Genomic DNA, 20,501 nt, shown 5'->3' with positions numbered 1-20,501 from the left:
GCTGTGTTATATGGGGCGGGTTAAACCTCGCCCCATTTTTCGTAACATTGCATAAATTTTTATCTGTTTGACTAGTTCTACCAAAAAAATAGTTTCCTATTTACTTAAGGCCGGTATATTAATTGTAGCTGCATTGTTTATCTACAGGCAGTTTTCCAAAAAAAACAACGACTTAAAAGCCTTTGAGCTTTTAGCATCACATTTAAGTATCACCCGGGTAATTATCACCATGTTTTTTGTGGTAATGCTCATGTTTGTTAACTGGTTTCTGGAGGCTTTAAAATGGCGCTATGTTACCAAAACACTTATTGATATAACTCTTTGGGAAGCGGTGGAAGCCGTTTTTTGCGGTCTTACCTGGGCGGTAACAACACCAAACAGGTTAGGCGAATATGGTGGCCGGGTAATGTTTTTACCCAATCGAAAGCGCATTCCCGGTATTTTTGCCATGAGCGTTGGCTCATTTAGCCAGGGCACCGTAACCAATGTTTTAGGCGCGGTTTCCATCATCTGGTTTATATGCCGTTATATACATGATTATTCCTGGTTGCTTATAGGTGTAATGGCTTTGGGTGCTGTTTTAGCAACATTGCAACTCATCATCTATTTCCATATCAATTGGGTGGTTAGCCTGTTTGATAGTATCCCCCTGGTAAAAAAATATCACCGCTTTTTTGCAATCATGGGGCAATATAAAACCCATGAGCTTATTAAAACAATGGGGTTTAGCGTGGCCCGGTATGCTACATTCTCATTGCAGTATTATTTGGTATTCCAGATGCTGATACCGCAGATACCGGTTTTTTCTATGATTATGATGTTGATGCTATTTTTTTTAATATCCTCCATTGTACCATCTCTTGATCTTTTTGATATTGGTGTACGTGGCTTTACTGCATCGCACCTCTTTGTTTATATCACCGATCAAAAATTTGCCATAATAGCCGGTGTATCTTCTATATGGCTCATAAATTTATTTATTCCTGCTATTTTAGGCTCTTTATTTGTATTTAAACTCAAATTCTTTGATCGCAACGCTTAGTATAATTTCGTTATTATTAACAGGCTTATATCTGTTACTTGTTATTTATTTAATTAAAGGATGGTTTGATATTAAGGTAATTCCCTTTACAATTGCCGATTTTAACACAAAGGTTACCATACTTATTGCCGCACGTAATGAGGCAGAGCGGATACATTTAACTATTGAAGATATTTTAGCACAGGAATATCCAAAACACCTGCTAGAGGTTATTATTGTGGATGATCATTCCACTGATGATACTGCTGCAATTATCGCCAGCTATGCAGACCAGGGGATAACCTTGATGAAACTGAACGAGGATAAGCCGCTTAACTCCTATAAAAAAAAGGCGATAACAGAAGCCATTAGACGATCATCTGGCGATTTAATGGTGGCTACCGATGCTGATTGCCGCATGGGTAGCAAATGGTTATCAACTATAGTAAATTACTATCAAAGCCAGAACCTGGTAATGGTTTCAGCCCCGGTAACTTTTTTTGAAGAGAAATCAGTATTTGAGCTGATGCAAACCCTGGAGTTTTCTTTTCTTATAGGTATAGGTGCGGCATTTATTGGCAATGGCCGGGCATCTACCTGCAATGGTGCCAATTTGGCCTACCGTAAAGATGTTTTTAATGATGTTGGTGGCTTTACCGGGATTGATGATGTAGCATCTGGCGATGACGAATTACTGCTGCAAAAAGTAGCGGTGCGTTACCCCGGTAAAATTGGCTTTTTAAAACAAACCGATGCTATTGTTTATACCCACGCAAAGCCCAACCTAAAGGAGTTTTTGCAGCAGAGGAAGCGCTGGGCCTCAAAATTTACAAAGTATAAGGATAAAAAAATAGTGGCTATTGGCATGTGTTTCTGGCTTTTTAATGTATCCATATTACTAAACGCCTGCCTGGGTTTTTATGATGTATATTTCTTTAAACTTTTCCTGACCCAGTTTTTATTAAAATACCTGTTTGAAGCTATTTACCTGCTGCCGGTTACTAACTTTTTTAAACGCGGATACCTGGTAAGCCTGCTTATTATAACCATACCTGCACATGTAATTTACCTTATTATGATGGGCCTGGTAGGCAGCAATAAAAAGTACCAATGGAAAGGCCGCGAGGTAAAATAGGGATCATTTTTAATATCAATGTAATTTGTACAAAGCTAATTGCTTATTGTACCTAATTAAACGATATTTAGCCAAAAGGAACTATTAACTATTGGCCCAGCTTACCCCCTCAAAACAAACGTGGATCGCCTTTAAGCGTAATAAAATTGCCATGGGCGGGCTTGCTTTTATCGCAACTACGTTGCTGATAGCCATATTAGGTTATCTTGTATTGCCAGATCAAACTCCGCATGCCAATAACATGACTATACAGCTGAGCATCAAAAAGCCGGGAGCCCGGTTTACCATGCTGCGTATACGCAAAAGCGAACAGGTTGATACTGTGGGTTTCTTTAGCAGGATGTTTTTTGGGCAATCGTCATTTTACAGGGAGATCCCTATTACCGGGTATTATTTTAAGCAGGATTCCATCCACGTAAATGAATATATTGGCGATGAGGACAAGCCTGATAAAAAGGCGTATAACATTTTTGAAGTAGTGAATGGGATTAAACCCCGCTATCATTACGGCATGGTACTGCTAAACCCTGCTATCTCCTCAAAAAAAACAGCCGAGATCTACCAGCACTTTGCCGATAAAATTAAAAGCGAACAATTAATCACCAAAACCTTTTGGCTGGGTACTGATATTTATGGCCGCGATATGTTGAGCCGGCTGCTACTGGGTACCCGCATTTCGCTGGCTGTTGGGCTTATGTCGGTTATCATTAGTATGTTATTAGGGGTAACCATAGGCGCAATAGCCGGCTACTTTGGCGGCTGGATAGATGCCGCGCTTAGCTGGGTAATGAACATATTATGGTCGTTACCGGCTTTGCTGCTGGTTATAGCCATATCTTTTGCCCTTGGCAAAGGGCTGTGGCAAATATTTATAGCGGTTGGCCTATCCATGTGGGTTGAGGTAGCTCGGCTGGTACGCGGGCAGGTGATGAGCCTTAAACAGGTGGAGTACATTGAGGCCGCCCGTGCCCTGGGTTTTAACAATGCCCGTATTATCAGCAAACATATTTTACCCAATATTACCGGCCCTATACTGGTACTGGCGTCATCCAATTTTGCATCGGCCATATTACTTGAGGCCGGTTTAAGTTTCCTTGGTTTTGGCGCGCAACCGCCTATGCCTACCTGGGGCGGCATGATTAAAGAACATTACGGTTATATTGTAATGGACTCGGCTTACCTGGCCATCATTCCCGGCATTGCTATCATGCTGCTGGTGTACGCGTTTAACCTGGTTACGGTTGGTTTACGCGATGCCTTCGATATAAAATCACAAAGTACACGCATTTGAAAATATTTTTTCTATTTTAGTCAGCGTACTAAAAACAGATGCAATATATAGACGATAGTTCTGGCGAAGACGAATTAATCAGGCTGTTGCTGAAGCGACAATCAGAATTAAATTCCTTATTGGAGATTACCAGGGCCATTAATAAGAATACTGCCACCCCGATACTCATTCAAATGCTTGAGGTTATCCTGCAAAATTACCTGCAGGTGGGCAAGCTGCGTTTTCTTATTGAAAAGGAAAATAAGTTTGTATGCATCTCCAAATACGGCGGCGATATAGAATCGTCGATGATTTTGAGCAAGGCCTGCAATAAATTAAGCAAGGTAAAATCGCCTATAGCAATAGCTGATCATGAAGACCATACCCTGCGCAAGTACAATTACTTTATCCCGATATACCATAAAAGCAAGGCCTTAGCTTACGCGCTTATCGGCGATTTTAACACATCGGGCGAGATGCTGGGCAACGATCTTAACTTCATTCAAACCCTGATGAATGTGATCATTGTGGCCCTGGAGAATAAAAAACTGTTTCGCGAACGCCTGCAATCAGAACGTTTTCAGCGCGAAATGGAGCTTGCCGTTGAGGTACAAAACATGCTTATCCCACTAAAAATCCATAAGGATGCTGATGTGGAAGTTGGGGCAAAATACCTGCCGCATCAAAACATTGGCGGCGATTATTTTGATTTTATCCGCCTTAATGAAAACGAGTTTCTGTGGTGTATTGCCGATGTATCTGGTAAAGGGATTTCGGCAGCGCTGCTGATGGCCAATTTCCAGGCCAGCCTGCATGCCTGGGCAGCGGTGGAAGACGACCTGACCAACATCATCGATCGCCTGAATAAAATAGTACTCAACAACACCAAAGGCGAGCGTTTTATAACACTTTTTTTGGCCCGTTATAACCAAAAGAAACGCAAACTTAATTATATCAACGCGGGCCACAACCCTACCATACTCTACTCCGATGGAGGCGCCATACCACTAAAACTGGGCACCACCATGATAGGCGTTTTTGAAGAACTCCCCTTTTTAAATGAGGGCGAAATTGATATAGAGCCTGGCAGCCTTATTGTAAACTACACCGATGGGTTGATGGACTTTGAATCAACCACCAACAAGGTTTGGAACGAGGATAAACTGCTTGATTTTGTAAAATCCCATGGCAGCCTCACACCAGATAATTTTAATGACGCCCTTTTAGATCATTTAAACCTTGTACACAAAAGCAAGCCCATAGATGATATTACCCTGCTTACTTTAAGAATCTTTTAATACACCCCAATTCCCGCTAATTTTTTCGAATTGCAAGAATTTAGCTCCTGTCTTGATACTTGATACTAACAACTTGATACTAACTACCTGATACTTCTTCTTATATTTGCACTGATGTTAGCAGCCAGGTACCAATATGAATTAATTGAAGCAGGATGTGACGAAGCTGGTCGCGGATGCCTTGCAGGGCCGGTATTTGCGGCCGCCGTGATACTCCCCCATGATTTTGATCACCACCTACTCAACGATTCGAAACAGGTATCTGAAGACATACGATACCAGTTACGTACCGTGATAGAAGAAAAGGCTATTGCCTTTGCAGTAGCATCGGTAGATAATTTTGAGATAGACGAGATCAACATCCTCAATGCATCATTCCTGGCCATGCACCGAGCCATTGAAAAACTGCATATAGCACCCCAATTTTTGATCATTGATGGTAACCGCTTCAAAAAATATCCAAACATCCCGCATGAGTGCATTATTAAGGGCGATGGAAAATATTTCAGCATAGCGGCAGCATCCATATTGGCCAAAACCTACCGCGACGATTATATGCTTCAAATTGCCGCCGAACATCCCGAGTACGATTGGCATACCAACAAGGGCTATCCAACCATAAAACACCGCGAAACGGTAATGAAAATAGGTTTTACGCCATACCATCGTAAAACTTTCAGGGTAAGCGATCCACAGCTAAGTATTTTTTAAAGATACTTTGATTACCACGTTCAGGATGGTACTTTTGTGACAAACCATCAATCATTTGAAGATTCTTATTTTAACACATCGTGTCCCATTTCCGCAAAATGGCGGGTATGCCATAGTGGTGTGCAATACCATAAAAGGCTTGATCGCCTTAGGCCATGATGTATCGCTGGTATCATTAAACGCCGAAAAATACAATGGAAACTCGCATGGGAAAGATGAGCTGCAGGATAAAATAAATTATACCTCGTATAAGATCAACATCAACATATCTATGGTTGATGCAGTGGTAAACCTGTTCAATAAAAAATCAAACAATGTTGATCGCTTTTATAATGCCGAATTTGAAAAACTGCTTATCCGCGAATTAAAGAAAACGGTTTATGATGTTGTGCAATTTGAGGGTTTATTTGTTACTCCCTACCTGTCATCTATCCGCAAGTTTTCTAAGGCCCGGCTTATTTATCGCTCACATAATATTGAACACCAGGTTTGGCAAAGGCTGGCCCAGCAAAAAAGCGATCTGTTTAAAAAATGGTACCTGCGCATGCTGGCCAAACGCATTAAGGATTATGAATTGGAGCAGCTTAACAAATTTGATGCTATAGCGGTATTCACATCCGAAGATAAGATCACGATGCTATCCTATGGGACTACAATCCCGGTGGAAATATTTCCGGTTGGCATTGATTTAACCAGGTACAACCCTGATCTAAGCAAAACTGAATTCCCGAGCCTGTTTTTCCTGGGATCGTTGGATTGGTTGCCCAACCGCGAAGGAATAGAGTGGTTTATTGATAATTTTTATAAAGACCTCACCGAAGGCGATCTCCGGGTGAAGTTTTATGTGGCAGGCCATAATATCCCCGAGCGTTATGACGACTATGAGGTGATGGGCAAAATATTTATACAGGGCGAAGTTGACGATGCTTTTGAGTTTGTGAACAGTAAGGCCATCATGATAGTTCCGCTTTTATCAAGCGGGGGGATGCGGGTAAAGATTGTGGAAGGCATGGCCATGCAAAAATGTATTATATCAACCTCCCTGGGTGCCGAAGGGATTAACTTTACCCATGGTGACGATATTTTGATTGCCAATAACCAGCAGGAATTTTATGACGCAATTGAGCGTTGTATTACCGACGAAGAATTTTGCCGCCGCGTGGGCTTAAACGCCCGTAAACTGATAGAGCAGCAGCATGATGTAAATGAGGTTACCAAAGGCCTGGTTAAGTTTTATAAAAATTTAGAAAAGGCAGCTAAAGTATAACGGCTGGTGTGGAAACCTCCTTCTATTTCTCGGTAAAAACGTTGTCATTTCAAACGAGGTACGAGGAGAAATCCTATACAACATACTAACGAACAATGCATATTGTATAGGATTTCTCCTCGCCCTTACGCTCAATCCGCCCCCGCTCGTTCGAAATGACAATTTTCTTTTATTAGCGATGTCGCGATGAGTAATCCGGCCGGCTGATAACTCACCTCTTAATTTCCATCCTCCTTCCCAATTCCACTCAGAAATAATTACTTTTGCGGCTTATTATACAGTTTGCATGAAGAATACTGCTTTAACCGATATCCATATAAAAACAGGTGCCAAAATGGTACCCTTTGCCGGCTATAATATGCCCGTACAATACGCTGGTATTAACGCCGAACACGAAACCGTACGCAAAGCCGTTGGTGTGTTTGACGTAAGCCACATGGGCGAATTTATTTTAAAGGGCGATAATGCGCTTGACCTAATACAACGAGTTACCAGTAACGATGCTTCAAAACTGTACGATGGCAAAGTGCAATACTCATGCCTGCCCAATGAAGATGGCGGCATTGTTGATGACCTGTTGGTTTACCGCATAGACGAGAAAACTTATATGCTGGTGGTTAATGCATCAAACATTGATAAAGACTGGAACTGGATATCTAAGTTTAACACTGCCGGCGTTGATATGAAAAACATATCAGACCGTACCTCACTGCTGGCAATTCAAGGCCCCAAAGCCGCCGAGGCGCTGCAAAGCCTTACCGATGTTGACCTGGTATCTATGGAATACTACACCTTTAAAAAAGGAACCTTTGCAGGTGTTGATAATGTAGTAATCTCGGCTACAGGTTACACCGGCGCGGGCGGTTTCGAGATCTATTTCGAAAACCAGTATGCCAGCCAGATCTGGGAGGCCATATTTAACGCAGGCGAACCATTTGGCATTAAACCAATTGGCCTGGGCGCCCGTGATACTTTACGTTTAGAAATGGGTTTTTGCCTTTATGGCAATGATATTGACGATACTACTTCGCCTTTAGAAGCCGGCCTGGGCTGGGTTACTAAATTTAATAAAGACTTCACCAACGCCGAAGCACTGCAACAGCAAAAACAAGCTGGCGTAAGCAAAAAGCTGGTAGGCTTTGAAATGATAGATCGTGGTATTCCGCGTCATGATTACCCCATTGTTGATGCTGAGGGCAATAACATAGGTAAGGTAACATCGGGCACACAATCGCACTCCCTGCAAAAAGCCATAGGCCTGGGCTATGTAAAAACCGAATTTGCCAAAGAAGGCACCGAAATTTACATCAGCATTAGAGATAACAAGGTAAAGGCTAAAATTGTAAAGCCACCATTTTACAAGGCATAAGCCCCCTAACCCCCTGAAGGGGGAACTATAAACAATAGTTTTCCCTTTAGTTATTAATTTAAAAATCATGTCAAATAATACCGATAACCAAACGCTCCCTTCAGGGGGGCGGGCGGCACACGTTTGTCTTACTCCGGCTTTAATACCACTCTATAATGTGGAGGATTATATTGTAGTGGTTATTGATATTTTCAGGGCAACATCATCTATATGTTATGGTATTGAAAACGGTGCTGAGGCTATTATTCCGGTATCACAGGTTGAGGAGTGTTCCGCGTATAGAGAGAAAGGGCTGGATTACCTTTTGGCAGCAGAACGCGATGGAAAAGTAGTTGATGGCTTTGATTTTGGCAATTCGCCATTTTCATACACGGTAGAAAAAGTAGCAGCCAAAACCATTGTACTTACTACCACTAATGGTACCCATGCACTACATTTATCACGTGCGGCCAAAAAAATTGTAATAGGCTCATTCCTGAATCTTACCGCGCTTAGCACCTGGCTAAAAAATCAGGATGAAAATATTTTATTAGTATGTGCCGGCTGGAAAAACAATTTCAACCTGGAAGATACACTGTTTGCCGGAGCCGTTATAGAACAGCTAAAAACAGATGGTTTTGAGCTGGATGATGCCGCTATTGCCGCAAATGATCTTTACCAGTTAGGCAAGCATGATATTAACGACTACCTTAAAAAAACATCGCACGGCGAAAGGTTGAAAAAACTGGGCATCCAAAAAGATATTGAGTTTTGCCTGCAAATTGATATCACCACCGCCATTCCGGTTTTGGAGGGCGAACGGCTGGTAAAATTGAGCTAAAATTGGGCATAGGTCCGGATAACACATCCGGACTTATACCCGATTTGGACATGAAGCCCTCCTGCATTTCAACGCCGAAAGCATCTTATTGCATTTAACCCAAATCTCCTGTTAATACTGCGACAAATGCCTACTCACTTCTCAGGCTTTTCACCGGGTTTGCTATTGCTGCTTTTATTGCCTGAAAACTTATCGTTGCAAGTGCAATAATTATTGCCGCAAATCCGCCTGCTGCAAATAACCACCAACTGATTTTGATGCGATAAACATAAGCTTGCAACCATTGGTGCATGTAATACCATGCTATGGGTGCAGCAATGGCAAAGGCAATTGCAATGAGTATGATAAATTCTTTTGAAAATAAATAAACGATATTGCCCGCGGTAGCACCAAGCACTTTACGAATACCCACTTCTTTTATTCTTTGCACTGCCATAAATGAGGCTAAACCATACAAACCAAGACAACTAAGGAATATGGCGATAGCTGCAAAAATTTTATACAGCTGCGATAACTGGTTTTCCTGTTTGTAAAAACTTCCAATTTTTTCATCGAGAAATTTGTACTCATAAACAAAATCGGGGAACGTTTTATCAAATACCTTTTTAACCGATTGCATGGTAGAAGAAATATTTGTAGTCGCCAGCTTTATCCCTACCTGGTTGTACATGGCAATGTCGGTGGTGATCAATAATGGTGCAAGGTCATTGCGGAAAGACCGGTCATGGAAATCTTTTAATACGCCAACAACAGTTCCTTTGATCTGATCATGCCAGGTGGTCATATGCTTGTTCAATATGTCCTCTGGTTTTTTCAGCCCCAAAGTTTTCACTAAAGACTCGTTTACCAGAAATTCTCCAGTGGTATCAGACGGGTTCACATTTCTGCCGGCTATAAGCGGCAATTTGTAAGTGGATACGTATTCGTTGTCGGCAAATTTGGTAATAACCTGGAAGTCTGTTTGCTTTACCGCATGATTATATTTGATAATGCTCCACAGATCGGTGCCATTTTCAACCGGGGTGTTGGAACTATAAGTAACCGCCTGCACACCGTTTACAGACAATAATTCTTTCTTTAAATAACCCAGCTTGCTGAGGCGAAGACTATCCACACGGAAAGGAACATTGATAATGGCGTCTTTATCAAAGCCCAGCGGCTGGTTCATAAAATAATCCATTTGCTTTACAATGATGAGCGTTCCGATAATAAGCGCCTGCGCAATGATGAATTGAAACACCACCAACCCTCTTCTTAACGAAATTCCGTTTGCATTTGACGTGAGTTTACTCTTTAGCGCATTAACCGGATTGAAACGCGATAAAACAATAGAGGGATAAAAGCCTGCGAGTGCTGTAACTACGATGGTTACCGCCAAAAGAAATAAGATAATTGCAGGATTGCTAAAAATGTTGAATGAAAGCGAAAGTTCCAAAAGGTTCCCCACATAAGGCAATGCAAGTATGGTAATAAAGCCTGCGAGCGTTACAGCGCTTACAACTATTAAAAATGTTTCGATGATAAACTGGATCTGCAATTGAGATTTACTACTCCCCAACACTTTTCTAACTCCAACCTCCTTCGCCCGGTTAACGGCTTGCGCAGTGGAGAGGTTGATAAAGTTTACGCAGGCAATTAACAGGATGAATGCTGCAATAAGCCACAATACATTGAGCAGTTGATGGCTGATTGTTTTGTTGCTGTAATTACTCACCTGCGTATCATAATGCACCGCACCCAACGGCTGGATAAAATGCCTGTCGGTATTGCCCGGCGATTCTACCTTGTGGGAGTAAGCTCTTAGTTGCTGGTTGAAATTGTCGGCAGAAGTGTTCGGCGGCAGCAAAATATAGCAACCAAAACCGGCAACATTCCCGTCCCAATCGGTGGATTTTGACAAATAATCCCCGGTAAAACCCGTTCCGTAGGCCACAACAACCTTTAGCTGAAAATCTGAATTTGCAGGTACGGTGGCCAAAATGCCTGAAACTTTTAATACGTCGACGCCGTGTTCGAACATATAGCCGCCCATTTGCAGTTTAATGGTTCTGCCTATTGCTGTTTTACAGTCACCGAAATATTTTTCAGCGATCTCTTTAGTAAGTAATACGTTGTTCGGATCTTTTAATGATTCATAAGAACCTGCCAGCAGCGGAAAATCGAATATTTTAAAGAATGAAGGGTTCATGTAAAATACACCGTGCTGCTCCTTAAAATCTTTCTCCGTATTTCCATTATTATCAAGAATCAACAACTGATCATCGTGGCTGGCAAAGATCGGAGCTACCTGTTCTATTTGGGGAAAAGACGTTTGCAGTCCTAAAGGCATTGGAAAAGGCACAGCTGCTTTGTAAGAAATATTTCCTCCTTCTGCGTAATGGAATTCGGTCAGCACGCGATAGGTACGATCCTTCTTCGCGTGAAAAGTATCAAAGCTTGTTTGAAATTGTATAATGATAAAGATCATCATACAAACGGTAATACCAACAGCCAAACCAGTAACATTAATGGCAGTATAGCTTTTATTGCGCGTAAGGTTGCGCCATCCTATTTTCAGGTAACTTTTAAACATATAGTTGCGGTTTAATTTCTCATCATACCACTTAGGGGTGGTTTCGTGATTCGAATTTACCGCTGTAAAGCGGATCGGGTGTTCCAAGTTATAAGATGGTCGCTCTTTTTTCAGATCGTTCTTATATTCTGCGGGGCTTTTCCCGGTCATTTGCCTGAAAGTGCGGTTAAACGTAGTTTTGGAATTGAATCCGGATTCAAATGCAATCCCCAACAGGGTTATGTGTTCATAAGCAGGGTCCTGCATTTTCTGAACAAAGTCTGCAACGCGATATTCATTGATGAAATCATTAAAGCTTTTTTTGAGCACCGTATTGATGATCCTCGATAATTCATGAGGACCAAGGTCAAGCTTTTCAGCCAGCGAGCTTAAGTTCAGTTCCGGGTCCTGGTAATACCGGTTGGCTTGCACGGTTTTCTTTAGCCAACTACCCCTTTGCTTCATTTCTGCAGGAAGCGGTGGCTTTAAAAACGAAGGGGGATCGACCAGTACGCCAGCCTCCTGAGTTAAAAAGGCTACGGCCGCCATCCAAATAGCCATTACCGCTAAAAGGAGATATAAAGGATAATAAGCATGTATACTTAGTTGGTAATGGTAATAAAAATAGTCTCCGGCTATAAAAGGGATCCACAATAGCCATAACAGGCCGAAACTTATAAGTAAATTACGCAGCCACCGCAATTCGGACCGGTACCGATCGCCCCCGTTAAATTTGAGGCCCCGGTAAAAACGCTCTATCAGCCTGTGAGACGCATACAGGTAGGCGCCGACCGAAATAAACGCCAGCAATTGTAATATTGGGTTCAGCGTATAAAAGGTCTGCGTATGATAAGTAGCCGCCCCTGTGCTGATACTCTCCTTTATCTCCAATACCAGGGCGCCCAGTTCGAGCAGCAGCGGGCCGAAATGCAGAAGATCCTTAAAGCGAAATAGATACTTAGGCCGGGTTATTTTGAGAACATAAAAAAAGATCAGCGGGCCCAACGCCAGCGAAAATTGCAGCGGCAGCCAGCTCCAATGAGAAAAATAGGCTTCAAGACCGATATCCCTCCCCAGTACCCAAAGCAGCCACAGCACCATCACAACCAGGGCCAAACTCAATAAGCGATTTGCAGCCCGGTTGGCCCTTTTGGCGAATCCCAACTGCAGAACGAAAGAGAACCCGATAAATATCGCCCCCAGGAAGGCCAGGTCATAGAGGGTAATATGGAAGATATATGCGTTCAATTTTTTTATTTACTTCAATCCCTGTTCCAAACCGTTAACTTACTAATATAAGTAAATTGCATTTTATTTATACTATATAACCATTGCGAACACAGGGCCTAACAGTTTTGAATTGCGTATCACATCCCGACCCATACAACATAAAAGAAAGCAAAACTTACTCCGCTTTCTTTCCCTTTTTCTTTCTCCATATTTTAACCATCCAATAAAAAATAACGGCTATAATTATAAAGGGCCAAAACATAATAGTGCTAAAAAACAGGTTTTGCAACAAGTTCCAGCCATCATAAACAGCCGTTTTAAATTTATAGCTAAATGCCTCGTCAACAATTTGGGCCGTTTGCTTATTGTAAAAAGTAATATCAAGTGAGCTGTAGGCAACCTGCCTGCTTAAATAATTTAGTTGCCCCTGGGTTGATTCTATATCGGTACGGATCTGGGCAAGCTTTTCCTCTATCTGCAAAAGATCGCTGGTTTTGGTAGCCCTTTTTAACAGTTCAAGATAACGATCCTCAAGCAGTTGCTTGTTTTTAAGTTGAGTGGCGATGTCAATAAACTCAGTAGTAACATCTCTCCGGCGGATATTTTTTTTGTCTATATGATCTGCATCGGCAGATAATGCCTCCAGGAATGAGTCGAAATTTTTTGAAGGGATCCGAATTTTCAGATTATATTCCTTTTGATTATTGTCGCTATTGGTTGTTTCATTTTCTTCGGCAACATAGCCTCCCAGTTTTTTTAGCGAGTTAACTATTTTTTGGCGGGTTGCTTTCAGGTTCTCCACCGGGAAACGGATCTCGCCCTCCTTAATTATTTTTTTAGATGTATCAACCGTTTCTTTTGGAGAGGCTTCCTTGTCATTAAACGCTTTTTTATCATACGCTCTTTCGTAACCTGCTTTACTTTGCTTTACTGGCGGAACGGGAGCCATCGCCATATCGGCCACCACCGCTTTCTCTTCTACATTTTTATGCCCACAGGCAGAAAACGTTAATAATAAAGTAAATAAAATGAGATATACTTTCATAATAAGGCGATTTAGTTATTGATAATAAACGAAACCTACCTTATTAAATTATATAAAATTAAAAATAAACAGAATTTAATTTTGTTTATTTAAATTAATCAATATATAATTTTAATAACTATTACTTCAGTTTCTCATTATTCTTGTGTCTGTCAACATCGCGGATACTTTTCTTTTCCATATTTTTCTCAAGCGCGTCGGTAAGATCGATCCCTGTTTGGTTTGCAAGGCATATCAGCACAAAAAGCACATCCGCCATTTCATCAGCCAGGTTAACCTCCATATCCGATTTTTTAAATGATTGCTCACCATACTGTCTCGCCATGATGCGGGCTACCTCGCCCACTTCCTCCATCAAAATAGCAGTATTGGTAAGTTCATTAAAATACCTGATCCCCATGGTATTTATCCACTTATCTACAAGATGCTGCGCTTCTTTAATTTCCATAACACGAATTACACAAATTTTATCGAATTCCACTAATCATGTTGATTTAACTTAATGGATCAAATTATTACACGTTGATAGGTAAGCGACGGTGTGCCAAAGTTTATGACGATTCCCAGCTTTAAGCCAGAGGCTTTAAGGTAGTTTAATGTTTGCTTAATGTGAGGCTCTCCAATATTGCTTGCTGCTTTTATTTCAAGTATAATGCTGTCAAAAACAATAAAGTCGGCTACAAAGAAATGTTTGAGCTTCTGCCCTTTGTATACAATTGTATAAGGAGTTTCCCTTGAAAAGGAAATGTTGGTTTTTTCAAACTCAAATTCCAAAGCGTCTTTATAAACGGCTTCTTTAAAGCCATGACCAAGAATTTTATGCACCTCAAAGCACGCACCGATTATTTTATAAGACTCTTCCTTGAAAAGCAAATCGGCCATAGTTTATATTAGATTAGCGTAATTCGACAAAATCAGTGCAATTGGTGTGTATTAATGGTTCTCTTTGTCCCTGGTATCCATCACAATTGTAACAGGCCCATCATTCAATAAACTGATCTTCATATCGGCCCCAAAAATTCCCGCGGCTACTTTTCTACCGGTGATAGTTTCCAGCGTTTTTATCATCTGCTCATACATCGGGATAGCTTTATCTGGTTTAGCAGCACGGATAAATGATGGGCGGTTCCCCTTTTTGGTCTGCGCAAACAGCGTGAACTGTGATATCAGCAAAATATCGCCATCAATATCGGCCAATGCCTTATTCATCAAACCATTTTCATCGCCAAAAACACGCATTCCTGCAATTTTATTGGCCAGCCAGTTAATGTCATCAATAGTATCGGCGTCTTCAATGCCCAGCATCACCAGGAAACCGGCACCTATTTGCCCGGTAATTTCTCCATCAACTTTGCAGCTTGCCTCAGTAACACGTTGTAGTACAGCTCTCATATAGACACGAATTTTATGGACACGAATTTCACAAATTGGATCGAATTTCACGAATTCAAGCGGATTAGTAGCGAATAAAAATCAGCAGCTCATTTTACCGGATGCCCTGCGACTCAGATCTGTGCCAATTCGCCCGATCATCAAAATTCGCCTCAGCAAAACCCTTTACCAATCAGATTTGTGTCAATTCAATCCAATTTGTGGAATTCGTGTCTATTAGATTTGTGTCAATTCGATCCAATTCGTGAAATTGGTGCATAATTGCTAAGTTCGCAACCGCTATTATTCTATTTTACTAATAGGTTCACAATGACGACAAAAAGAGGCTTTACAACTACCCTGCTACATTCCGACCGCTTAGGCCAACCAGAACATGGTTCTTTACATAAACCAATCCACACTTCGGTTACTTACGGACACGAAGATGTGCAGGACCTGGTAGATATTTTCCAGAATAAAAAGAAGGGTTACGCATACTCCCGCCAGGGCAACCCTACGATAACCGCGCTTGAACAAAAAGTAACCCAAATGGAAAAGGGAATGTCTTCTATAGCATTCTCTACCGGCATGGCCGCTATTTCGGCTACCATCATGGCGCTTATTAAACATGGAGATCACATTGTTGCCAGCTCATTCCTGTTTGGAAACAGCCGCAGCATATTTCAAACCTATATTGATATGGGTTTGGATATCACTTTTGTTGATGCCACGGATGCGGAAAATGTACGCAACGAAATAAAAGAAAGCACCAAACTTGTTTTTGTTGAAACCATAGCTAACCCCGCCACACAAATAGTTGATCTGGAAGGCATTGGCGAACTATGCCAGCAAAAAGGCATTTTATACGTGGTTGATAATACCATGACCTCGCCCTACCTGTTTAACCCTATTGATGTAAAAGCCAGCCTGGTTATTAACTCGCTTACTAAATACATTGGCGGCCATGGCAATGCTTTGGGCGGCAGTGTTACCGATACCGGTTTGTTTGACTGGAGCGTATATCCTAATATCTTTCCTGCTTTTAAAGCACAGGTAAAACCCGCGGCGCTGGGCATGACCCAGGTACGAAAAAAGGGCTTGCGCGATGCCGGTGGCACATTATCACCCGAAGCCGCTCACTCTATATCAGTAGGATCAGAAACATTGGCCTTACGACTGGAGCGTGCCTGCAACAACGCATTAGCATTGGCTACCTATTTTGAAAGCCATCCTAAAATTAAAAAAGTATTTTACCCGGGTTTAGAAAGCCATCCCCAGCACGATAGGGCCAGTAAGCTTTTCGCCAAATTTGGTGGTTTAATGAGCATCGAACTGGATGAAAGTATTGACTGCCTTGCATTTTTAAACAAGCTGCAGCTGGTAGTAAAATCAAGCAACCTTGGCGATACCCGTACGCTGGCTATCCCGGTAGCTCAAACCATATTTTTTGAGCTTGGGGCGGAAAGACGTGCCGAAATGGGGATCCCTGAAACCATGATCCGCCTATCGGTTGGTATTGAAGACCTGGATGATTTGATGGCGGATTTTAAAGAAGCTCTGGGATAAAAATTCAAACAACAGTATTTATAAATACTGCATATTCTGTTAAAACAATTCAGGAGGTTCCATTAGGGCCTCCTGAATTGTTTTATTTTAATTGTAAAGTAAATATCCTGATTTTCAATATCAGCTCTTGCTCCAAAGGGTACCGTCTTTACTATCCTTTAGCTGGAAACCAACTTTTGATAAGCCCTCGCGGATCTTGTCACTTGTAGCGTAATCTTTGTTAGCTTTAGCTTCGTTCCTTAACTCCACTACCAGGTTTAATACCTTTGGCAGGTCGTCATTATCGGCCTGTTCATCTTTTAATCCCAATACATCCAGTACAAAGGAATTCATGAGGTTTTTAAGCAGTTGCAGGTTTGCCTCATCTATCTTCATTTTACCATCATTTACCGAATTGATGATCCGTGATGCTTCAAATAGCTCGGCAATTAATACCGGGCTGTTAAAATCATCATTCATGGCCGCGTAGCAGCGGTTTAGTAGGGGTTCAATTTCAATTTCGGTGCTGGCTGATACTTTTAAGCCATTAAGCAGGGCGTAGGCATTCATCAAACGCCTAAAACCTTTCTCGGAGGCCTCCATAGCGTCATTACCAAAATCAAGTGTACTGCGGTAATGGGCCTGCAACATAAAAAACCTAACCGTCATTGGGCTGTAGCCTTTATTAAGGATAGAGTTTTCGCCGCTAAAAAGTTCATGCGGCAAAAAACTGTTGCCTAATGATTTCGACATTTTTTGGCCGTTAACCGTAAGCATATTGGTATGCACCCAGTAAACAGCCGGGTTTTTACCGCAGCAGGCTACATGTTGCGCTATCTCATTGGTATGGTGGGTAGGCACAAGATCAAGCCCGCCGCCGTGGATATCAAACTGATTACCCAGATATTTTTGGCTCATGGCAGAGCATTCCAAATGCCAGCCCGGGAAACCCACTCCCCATGGGGATGGCCATTTCATCAGGTGCTCTGGCTTTGCTTTTATCCAAAGGGCAAAATCAAGCTTGCCATGTTTTTCCTGCTGACCGCCTAATGTGCGGGTATTATTCAGCAAGTCTTCCAAGTTACGACCGCTTAATACACCGTAATCTTTGGTTTTGTTATACTTTTCAACGTCGAAATAAACAGAGCCATCCACCTCGTAGGCATACCCTTTTTCAAGTATCACCTTTACCATCTCAATCTGCTCTATAATATGACCGGTAGCTGTAGGCTCAATACTTGGCGGCAGCGTGTTCAGTATCTGCATCACCTCGTGAAAACCTACGGTGTACTTCTGTACAATTTCCATAGGCTCCAGCTGGGCAAGCTTTGCCTTTTTTGATATTTTATCTTCCCCCTCGTCTCCGGCATCGCCTTCCAAATGGCCTGCATCGGTCACATTACGTACATAACGCACCTTGTAACCAAGGTGGTTAAGGTAACGAAACATCAGATCGAATGAGATATAGGTACGACAGTTTCCCAAATGCACATCGCTGTACACGGTAGGTCCACACACGTACATACCCACATGTGGGGCATTAAGTGCTTTAAATTCTTCTTTTTTACGGGATAAAGTGTTGTAAACAAACAAATTTTGTTTCATGAGGGCAAACTTACGATTTTTTCGATTTTAAGCTAATCATATAGATGCAAGAATCCGTCGTGGAACAGAGTCAAGAATCAAGGGCCAAGAATCAAGACAAAAAATTACCTGCAGGCAAGTCGTTCATACACTCTCCATTTTCCTTTTCACTCTTGATTCTTGGTTCAAGTCGCTTGCAGACGATAGCTTCGCCATCTTGTTTTTCCTTTCTTGATTCTTGACTCTTAATTCTTGATTCTCTATCGGCTCTTAATTCCTGATTCTACCTAATTCAGTATCAAATCACTGCGCAACGGAAAATGGTCCGATAATTTTTTTTCGATGATCTGGTAAGATGCCACATTAAACTGCGGACTGGCCATAATATAATCTATCTGGTAATTAGGAAAATCGCCGTTATACGTGCGACCAAAACCAGAGCCTTTTTCGCGGAATGCATTTTTGAGTCCACTGGCCATTTGGTTTACCGCGAATGATGTTGGGGTATCATTAAAATCGCCCGATATAATATACGGGTAAGGGCAGGCTGCGGCATGGGCCTTAACTTTAAAAACCTGTTCGCTGCGTTTTATAAACGCGATCTTAAGTTTACCGCCCAGTCTCCTGGTTGATTGCATATCCGTTTTCCCTTTTTTTGATACGCTATCTATGTATTTATAATCGTCGGGATTAAATTTTATGGATTGCAGGTGAACGCTATAAACTCTAAAAATTTTTTCGCCCTTTTTTACATCAACATATAAGCATTGGTTTGATGACGCTCTATCATCAGACAGCTGGATCATTCCCTTAGCTATTATAGGGAATTTTGAAAAAATGGCCATGCCAATACCTTCCTGGCTATTGAAATTAAAAGGCTCAAAATATAAGTTACTTATTTTTAGCACCTTAACAATAGAATCCCGCATATCATACTGGCCCTTGTAACGTGTAAAAAACTCCTGGAAACCAATAATATCCGGCTGCTGACTGCTGATAAGCTCCAATATTTCATGTTTGGTCGAAATATCGTTTTTTGCCCCATAGCGTTTAAAATTATGAACGTTATAGGTCATCATGCGCACGCAGTTTGAGCCGGCTACGCGGGCATTGGACGAAGCGGAACGAAAGCCGATATTATTGTTTAGCGTACTCCAGCCTGCTAATATAGTTACCAGCGAAAGTGCAAACTGCCACCGCCTGCGCAGTAGCCAGTAAACCATGATGATAACATTAAGTAACAGCAGAAGTGGATAGGCCAATCCAAAAAAGGCAATTATCCAAATTTTTTGAGGGTTAACGTAAGGTGCAAAATAGCTGATAACTAATGCAAAACAGAGAAACAGGTTTATCCATAAAAAAATTCTACTAATGAAAGATAACCCCCTTTTTTTATTTTTCATTCTTGCTTGCGCGAGCTAAAGTTTCCTTTTCCTGTCTGCTCAGGCTATCAACACCTGATTGTGAAATTTTATCTAATATACGGTCAATTTCATCCTGACGAGGATACTCGATGCTGTTTTTACCGGTATTATGATGTACTACTTTTAATTTTGACTTTGATTTGAAGATGTTGGCAATACCGGTAATCCAATCGCGCCCTTTTTGCAATTGTTTAATATAGATAAATCCCAATAAAGCGCCACCCAAGTGGGCAATTTCGCCGCCTGCATTGGGGCCTATGATGCCCAGAAAATCAATTACAAGTATTACAAATACCAGCCATTTTAATTTTACGGGGCCTATTAATATTAATGATATAGTGTAGTTAGGTAATAAGGTAGCAGTTGCCACAACAATAGCCATAACACTGGCCGATGCCCCAACTATTGTACTGCCTATAGCCGCATGCGCGTTGGAAAAAGCGGGCAAATAATTTAAACATAATAAATAAACCAGTGCGCCGGCCAGGCCACCCATAATATATAAACCTATGGTGCGCTTGTTGCCCAGGTACTCTTCAAATATCTGGCCCATCCAATATAGCCACAGCATATTAAACAGGATGTGCAAGATGCCGGCATGCATGAACATATAGGTTAAGGGCGTCCAAAAATGCGTTAGCAGTTTTGGGAAATACGCCGGCAGCAGCAGGTATTCATTGCTATAAAGAAGTACCGTGCTGTTGCCAAAGCCGGTAAAAAGCTGCTCAATAATAGCCGTTACGTTCACAGCCAGGAAAACAATAACGTTGATGCCAATAAGCAGGTTGAGCTTATTGCCCGACCGCAGCATTTTGTAGTGGATATTTTGCCAAAGGGTGCTCATGATAATTAACCGTTAT

The 20,501-nt window shown here is 41.7% G+C and carries 17 protein-coding genes; 9 read left to right on the top strand and 8 right to left on the bottom strand.

Annotated features, from left to right (window positions below; all coding sequences use genetic code 11):
• Nucleotides 1-67 precede the first annotated feature (67 nt).
• From Q0R88_RS10705 to Q0R88_RS10670, 8 genes are all read left to right on the top strand, one after another.
• Nucleotides 68-1,042 carry a lysylphosphatidylglycerol synthase domain-containing protein gene (locus Q0R88_RS10705; RefSeq protein ID WP_295715909.1) on the top strand — a complete coding sequence of 325 codons (975 nt, stop codon included), beginning with the start codon at nucleotides 68-70 and terminating at the stop codon, nucleotides 1,040-1,042.
• Entirely contained in the window at nucleotides 1,026-2,156 is a 1,131-nt protein-coding gene (locus Q0R88_RS10700; RefSeq protein WP_295715908.1) for a glycosyltransferase, read from the top strand. The genes Q0R88_RS10705 and Q0R88_RS10700 overlap by 17 nt, the downstream gene beginning before the upstream one ends.
• Nucleotides 2,157-2,247: 91 nt before the next feature.
• A complete protein-coding gene (locus Q0R88_RS10695; RefSeq protein ID WP_295715907.1) occupies nucleotides 2,248-3,447 on the top strand; it encodes an ABC transporter permease in 1,200 nt (399 codons plus the stop codon).
• 38 nt (nucleotides 3,448-3,485) lie between these two features.
• Nucleotides 3,486-4,724, top strand: coding sequence for a PP2C family protein-serine/threonine phosphatase (locus tag Q0R88_RS10690; RefSeq protein ID WP_295715906.1), 1,239 nt, complete (start codon nucleotides 3,486-3,488; stop codon nucleotides 4,722-4,724).
• 114 nt (nucleotides 4,725-4,838) lie between these two features.
• Nucleotides 4,839-5,435 (top strand): ribonuclease HII, encoded by a 597-nt coding sequence (locus Q0R88_RS10685; RefSeq protein ID WP_295715904.1) that lies wholly within the window; start codon nucleotides 4,839-4,841, stop codon nucleotides 5,433-5,435.
• Nucleotides 5,436-5,490: 55 nt separating this feature from the next.
• A complete protein-coding gene (locus Q0R88_RS10680; protein WP_295715902.1) occupies nucleotides 5,491-6,702 on the top strand; it encodes a glycosyltransferase family 4 protein in 1,212 nt (403 codons plus the stop codon).
• Between the two features lie 286 nt (nucleotides 6,703-6,988).
• On the top strand, nucleotides 6,989-8,071 hold the full coding sequence (gcvT, locus tag Q0R88_RS10675; RefSeq protein WP_295715900.1) for a glycine cleavage system aminomethyltransferase GcvT: 1,083 nt from the start codon (nucleotides 6,989-6,991) through the stop codon (nucleotides 8,069-8,071).
• Between the two features lie 67 nt (nucleotides 8,072-8,138).
• Nucleotides 8,139-8,891: a 2-phosphosulfolactate phosphatase gene (locus tag Q0R88_RS10670; RefSeq protein ID WP_295715898.1), complete on the top strand. Its 753-nt coding sequence runs from the start codon at nucleotides 8,139-8,141 to the stop codon at nucleotides 8,889-8,891.
• 130 nt (nucleotides 8,892-9,021) lie between these two features.
• Here Q0R88_RS10670 and Q0R88_RS10665 read toward each other — a convergent pair whose 3' ends face one another.
• From Q0R88_RS10665 to dtd, 5 genes are all read right to left on the bottom strand, one after another.
• Nucleotides 9,022-12,690, bottom strand: a complete 3,669-nt coding sequence (locus Q0R88_RS10665) for an ABC transporter permease (RefSeq protein ID WP_295715896.1) — start codon at nucleotides 12,688-12,690, stop codon at nucleotides 9,022-9,024.
• A 157-nt stretch (nucleotides 12,691-12,847) separates the two neighbouring features.
• Nucleotides 12,848-13,717, bottom strand: coding sequence for a DUF4349 domain-containing protein (locus tag Q0R88_RS10660; protein ID WP_295715894.1), 870 nt, complete (start codon nucleotides 13,715-13,717; stop codon nucleotides 12,848-12,850).
• Between the two features lie 121 nt (nucleotides 13,718-13,838).
• On the bottom strand, nucleotides 13,839-14,165 hold the full coding sequence (locus Q0R88_RS10655; RefSeq protein WP_295715892.1) for a nucleotide pyrophosphohydrolase: 327 nt from the start codon (nucleotides 14,163-14,165) through the stop codon (nucleotides 13,839-13,841).
• 59 nt (nucleotides 14,166-14,224) lie between these two features.
• Complete coding sequence (locus Q0R88_RS10650) at nucleotides 14,225-14,599, bottom strand: GxxExxY protein (protein ID WP_295715890.1); 375 nt, start codon at nucleotides 14,597-14,599, stop codon at nucleotides 14,225-14,227.
• Nucleotides 14,600-14,650: 51 nt separating this feature from the next.
• Entirely contained in the window at nucleotides 14,651-15,109 is a 459-nt protein-coding gene (gene dtd / locus Q0R88_RS10645) for a D-aminoacyl-tRNA deacylase (protein WP_295715888.1), read from the bottom strand.
• A 309-nt stretch (nucleotides 15,110-15,418) separates the two neighbouring features.
• Between dtd and Q0R88_RS10640 the strand changes: the two genes are divergently transcribed.
• Entirely contained in the window at nucleotides 15,419-16,654 is a 1,236-nt protein-coding gene (locus tag Q0R88_RS10640; RefSeq protein ID WP_295715887.1) for a cystathionine gamma-synthase family protein, read from the top strand.
• A gap of 120 nt (nucleotides 16,655-16,774) precedes the next feature.
• Here Q0R88_RS10640 and cysS read toward each other — a convergent pair whose 3' ends face one another.
• The 3 genes from cysS to Q0R88_RS10625 form a co-directional block, all read right to left on the bottom strand.
• Nucleotides 16,775-18,238, bottom strand: coding sequence for a cysteine--tRNA ligase (gene cysS / locus Q0R88_RS10635; RefSeq protein ID WP_295715885.1), 1,464 nt, complete (start codon nucleotides 18,236-18,238; stop codon nucleotides 16,775-16,777).
• Nucleotides 18,239-18,504: 266 nt separating this feature from the next.
• A complete protein-coding gene (locus Q0R88_RS10630) occupies nucleotides 18,505-19,479 on the bottom strand; it encodes an endonuclease/exonuclease/phosphatase family protein (RefSeq protein ID WP_295715883.1) in 975 nt (324 codons plus the stop codon).
• A 130-nt stretch (nucleotides 19,480-19,609) separates the two neighbouring features.
• Complete coding sequence (locus Q0R88_RS10625; protein ID WP_295715880.1) at nucleotides 19,610-20,485, bottom strand: rhomboid family intramembrane serine protease; 876 nt, start codon at nucleotides 20,483-20,485, stop codon at nucleotides 19,610-19,612.
• Nucleotides 20,486-20,501: the final 16 nt, after the last annotated feature.

Source organism: Mucilaginibacter sp., assembly GCF_025362475.1.
Classification (GTDB): domain Bacteria; phylum Bacteroidota; class Bacteroidia; order Sphingobacteriales; family Sphingobacteriaceae; genus Mucilaginibacter.
The sequence above is the reverse complement of the archived record's forward strand: the minus strand, read 5'-3'. Positions and strand labels throughout refer to the sequence as shown.

Excerpts from the sequence above, each read along its gene's own strand:
- Q0R88_RS10690 (WP_295715906.1), top strand. The coding sequence starts at position 3,486 with ATGCAATATATAGACGATAGTTCTGGCGAAGACGAATTAATCAGGCTG.
- Q0R88_RS10685 (WP_295715904.1), top strand. The coding sequence starts at position 4,839 with ATGTTAGCAGCCAGGTACCAATATGAATTAATTGAAGCAGGATGTGAC.
- gcvT (WP_295715900.1), top strand. The coding sequence starts at position 6,989 with ATGAAGAATACTGCTTTAACCGATATCCATATAAAAACAGGTGCCAAA.
- Q0R88_RS10670 (WP_295715898.1), top strand. The coding sequence starts at position 8,139 with ATGTCAAATAATACCGATAACCAAACGCTCCCTTCAGGGGGGCGGGCG.
- Q0R88_RS10660 (WP_295715894.1), bottom strand. The coding sequence starts at position 13,717 with ATGAAAGTATATCTCATTTTATTTACTTTATTATTAACGTTTTCTGCC.
- Q0R88_RS10655 (WP_295715892.1), bottom strand. The coding sequence starts at position 14,165 with ATGGAAATTAAAGAAGCGCAGCATCTTGTAGATAAGTGGATAAATACC.
- Q0R88_RS10650 (WP_295715890.1), bottom strand. The coding sequence starts at position 14,599 with ATGGCCGATTTGCTTTTCAAGGAAGAGTCTTATAAAATAATCGGTGCG.
- dtd (WP_295715888.1), bottom strand. The coding sequence starts at position 15,109 with ATGAGAGCTGTACTACAACGTGTTACTGAGGCAAGCTGCAAAGTTGAT.
- Q0R88_RS10640 (WP_295715887.1), top strand. The coding sequence starts at position 15,419 with ATGACGACAAAAAGAGGCTTTACAACTACCCTGCTACATTCCGACCGC.
- cysS (WP_295715885.1), bottom strand. The coding sequence starts at position 18,238 with ATGAAACAAAATTTGTTTGTTTACAACACTTTATCCCGTAAAAAAGAA.
- Q0R88_RS10625 (WP_295715880.1), bottom strand. The coding sequence starts at position 20,485 with ATGAGCACCCTTTGGCAAAATATCCACTACAAAATGCTGCGGTCGGGC.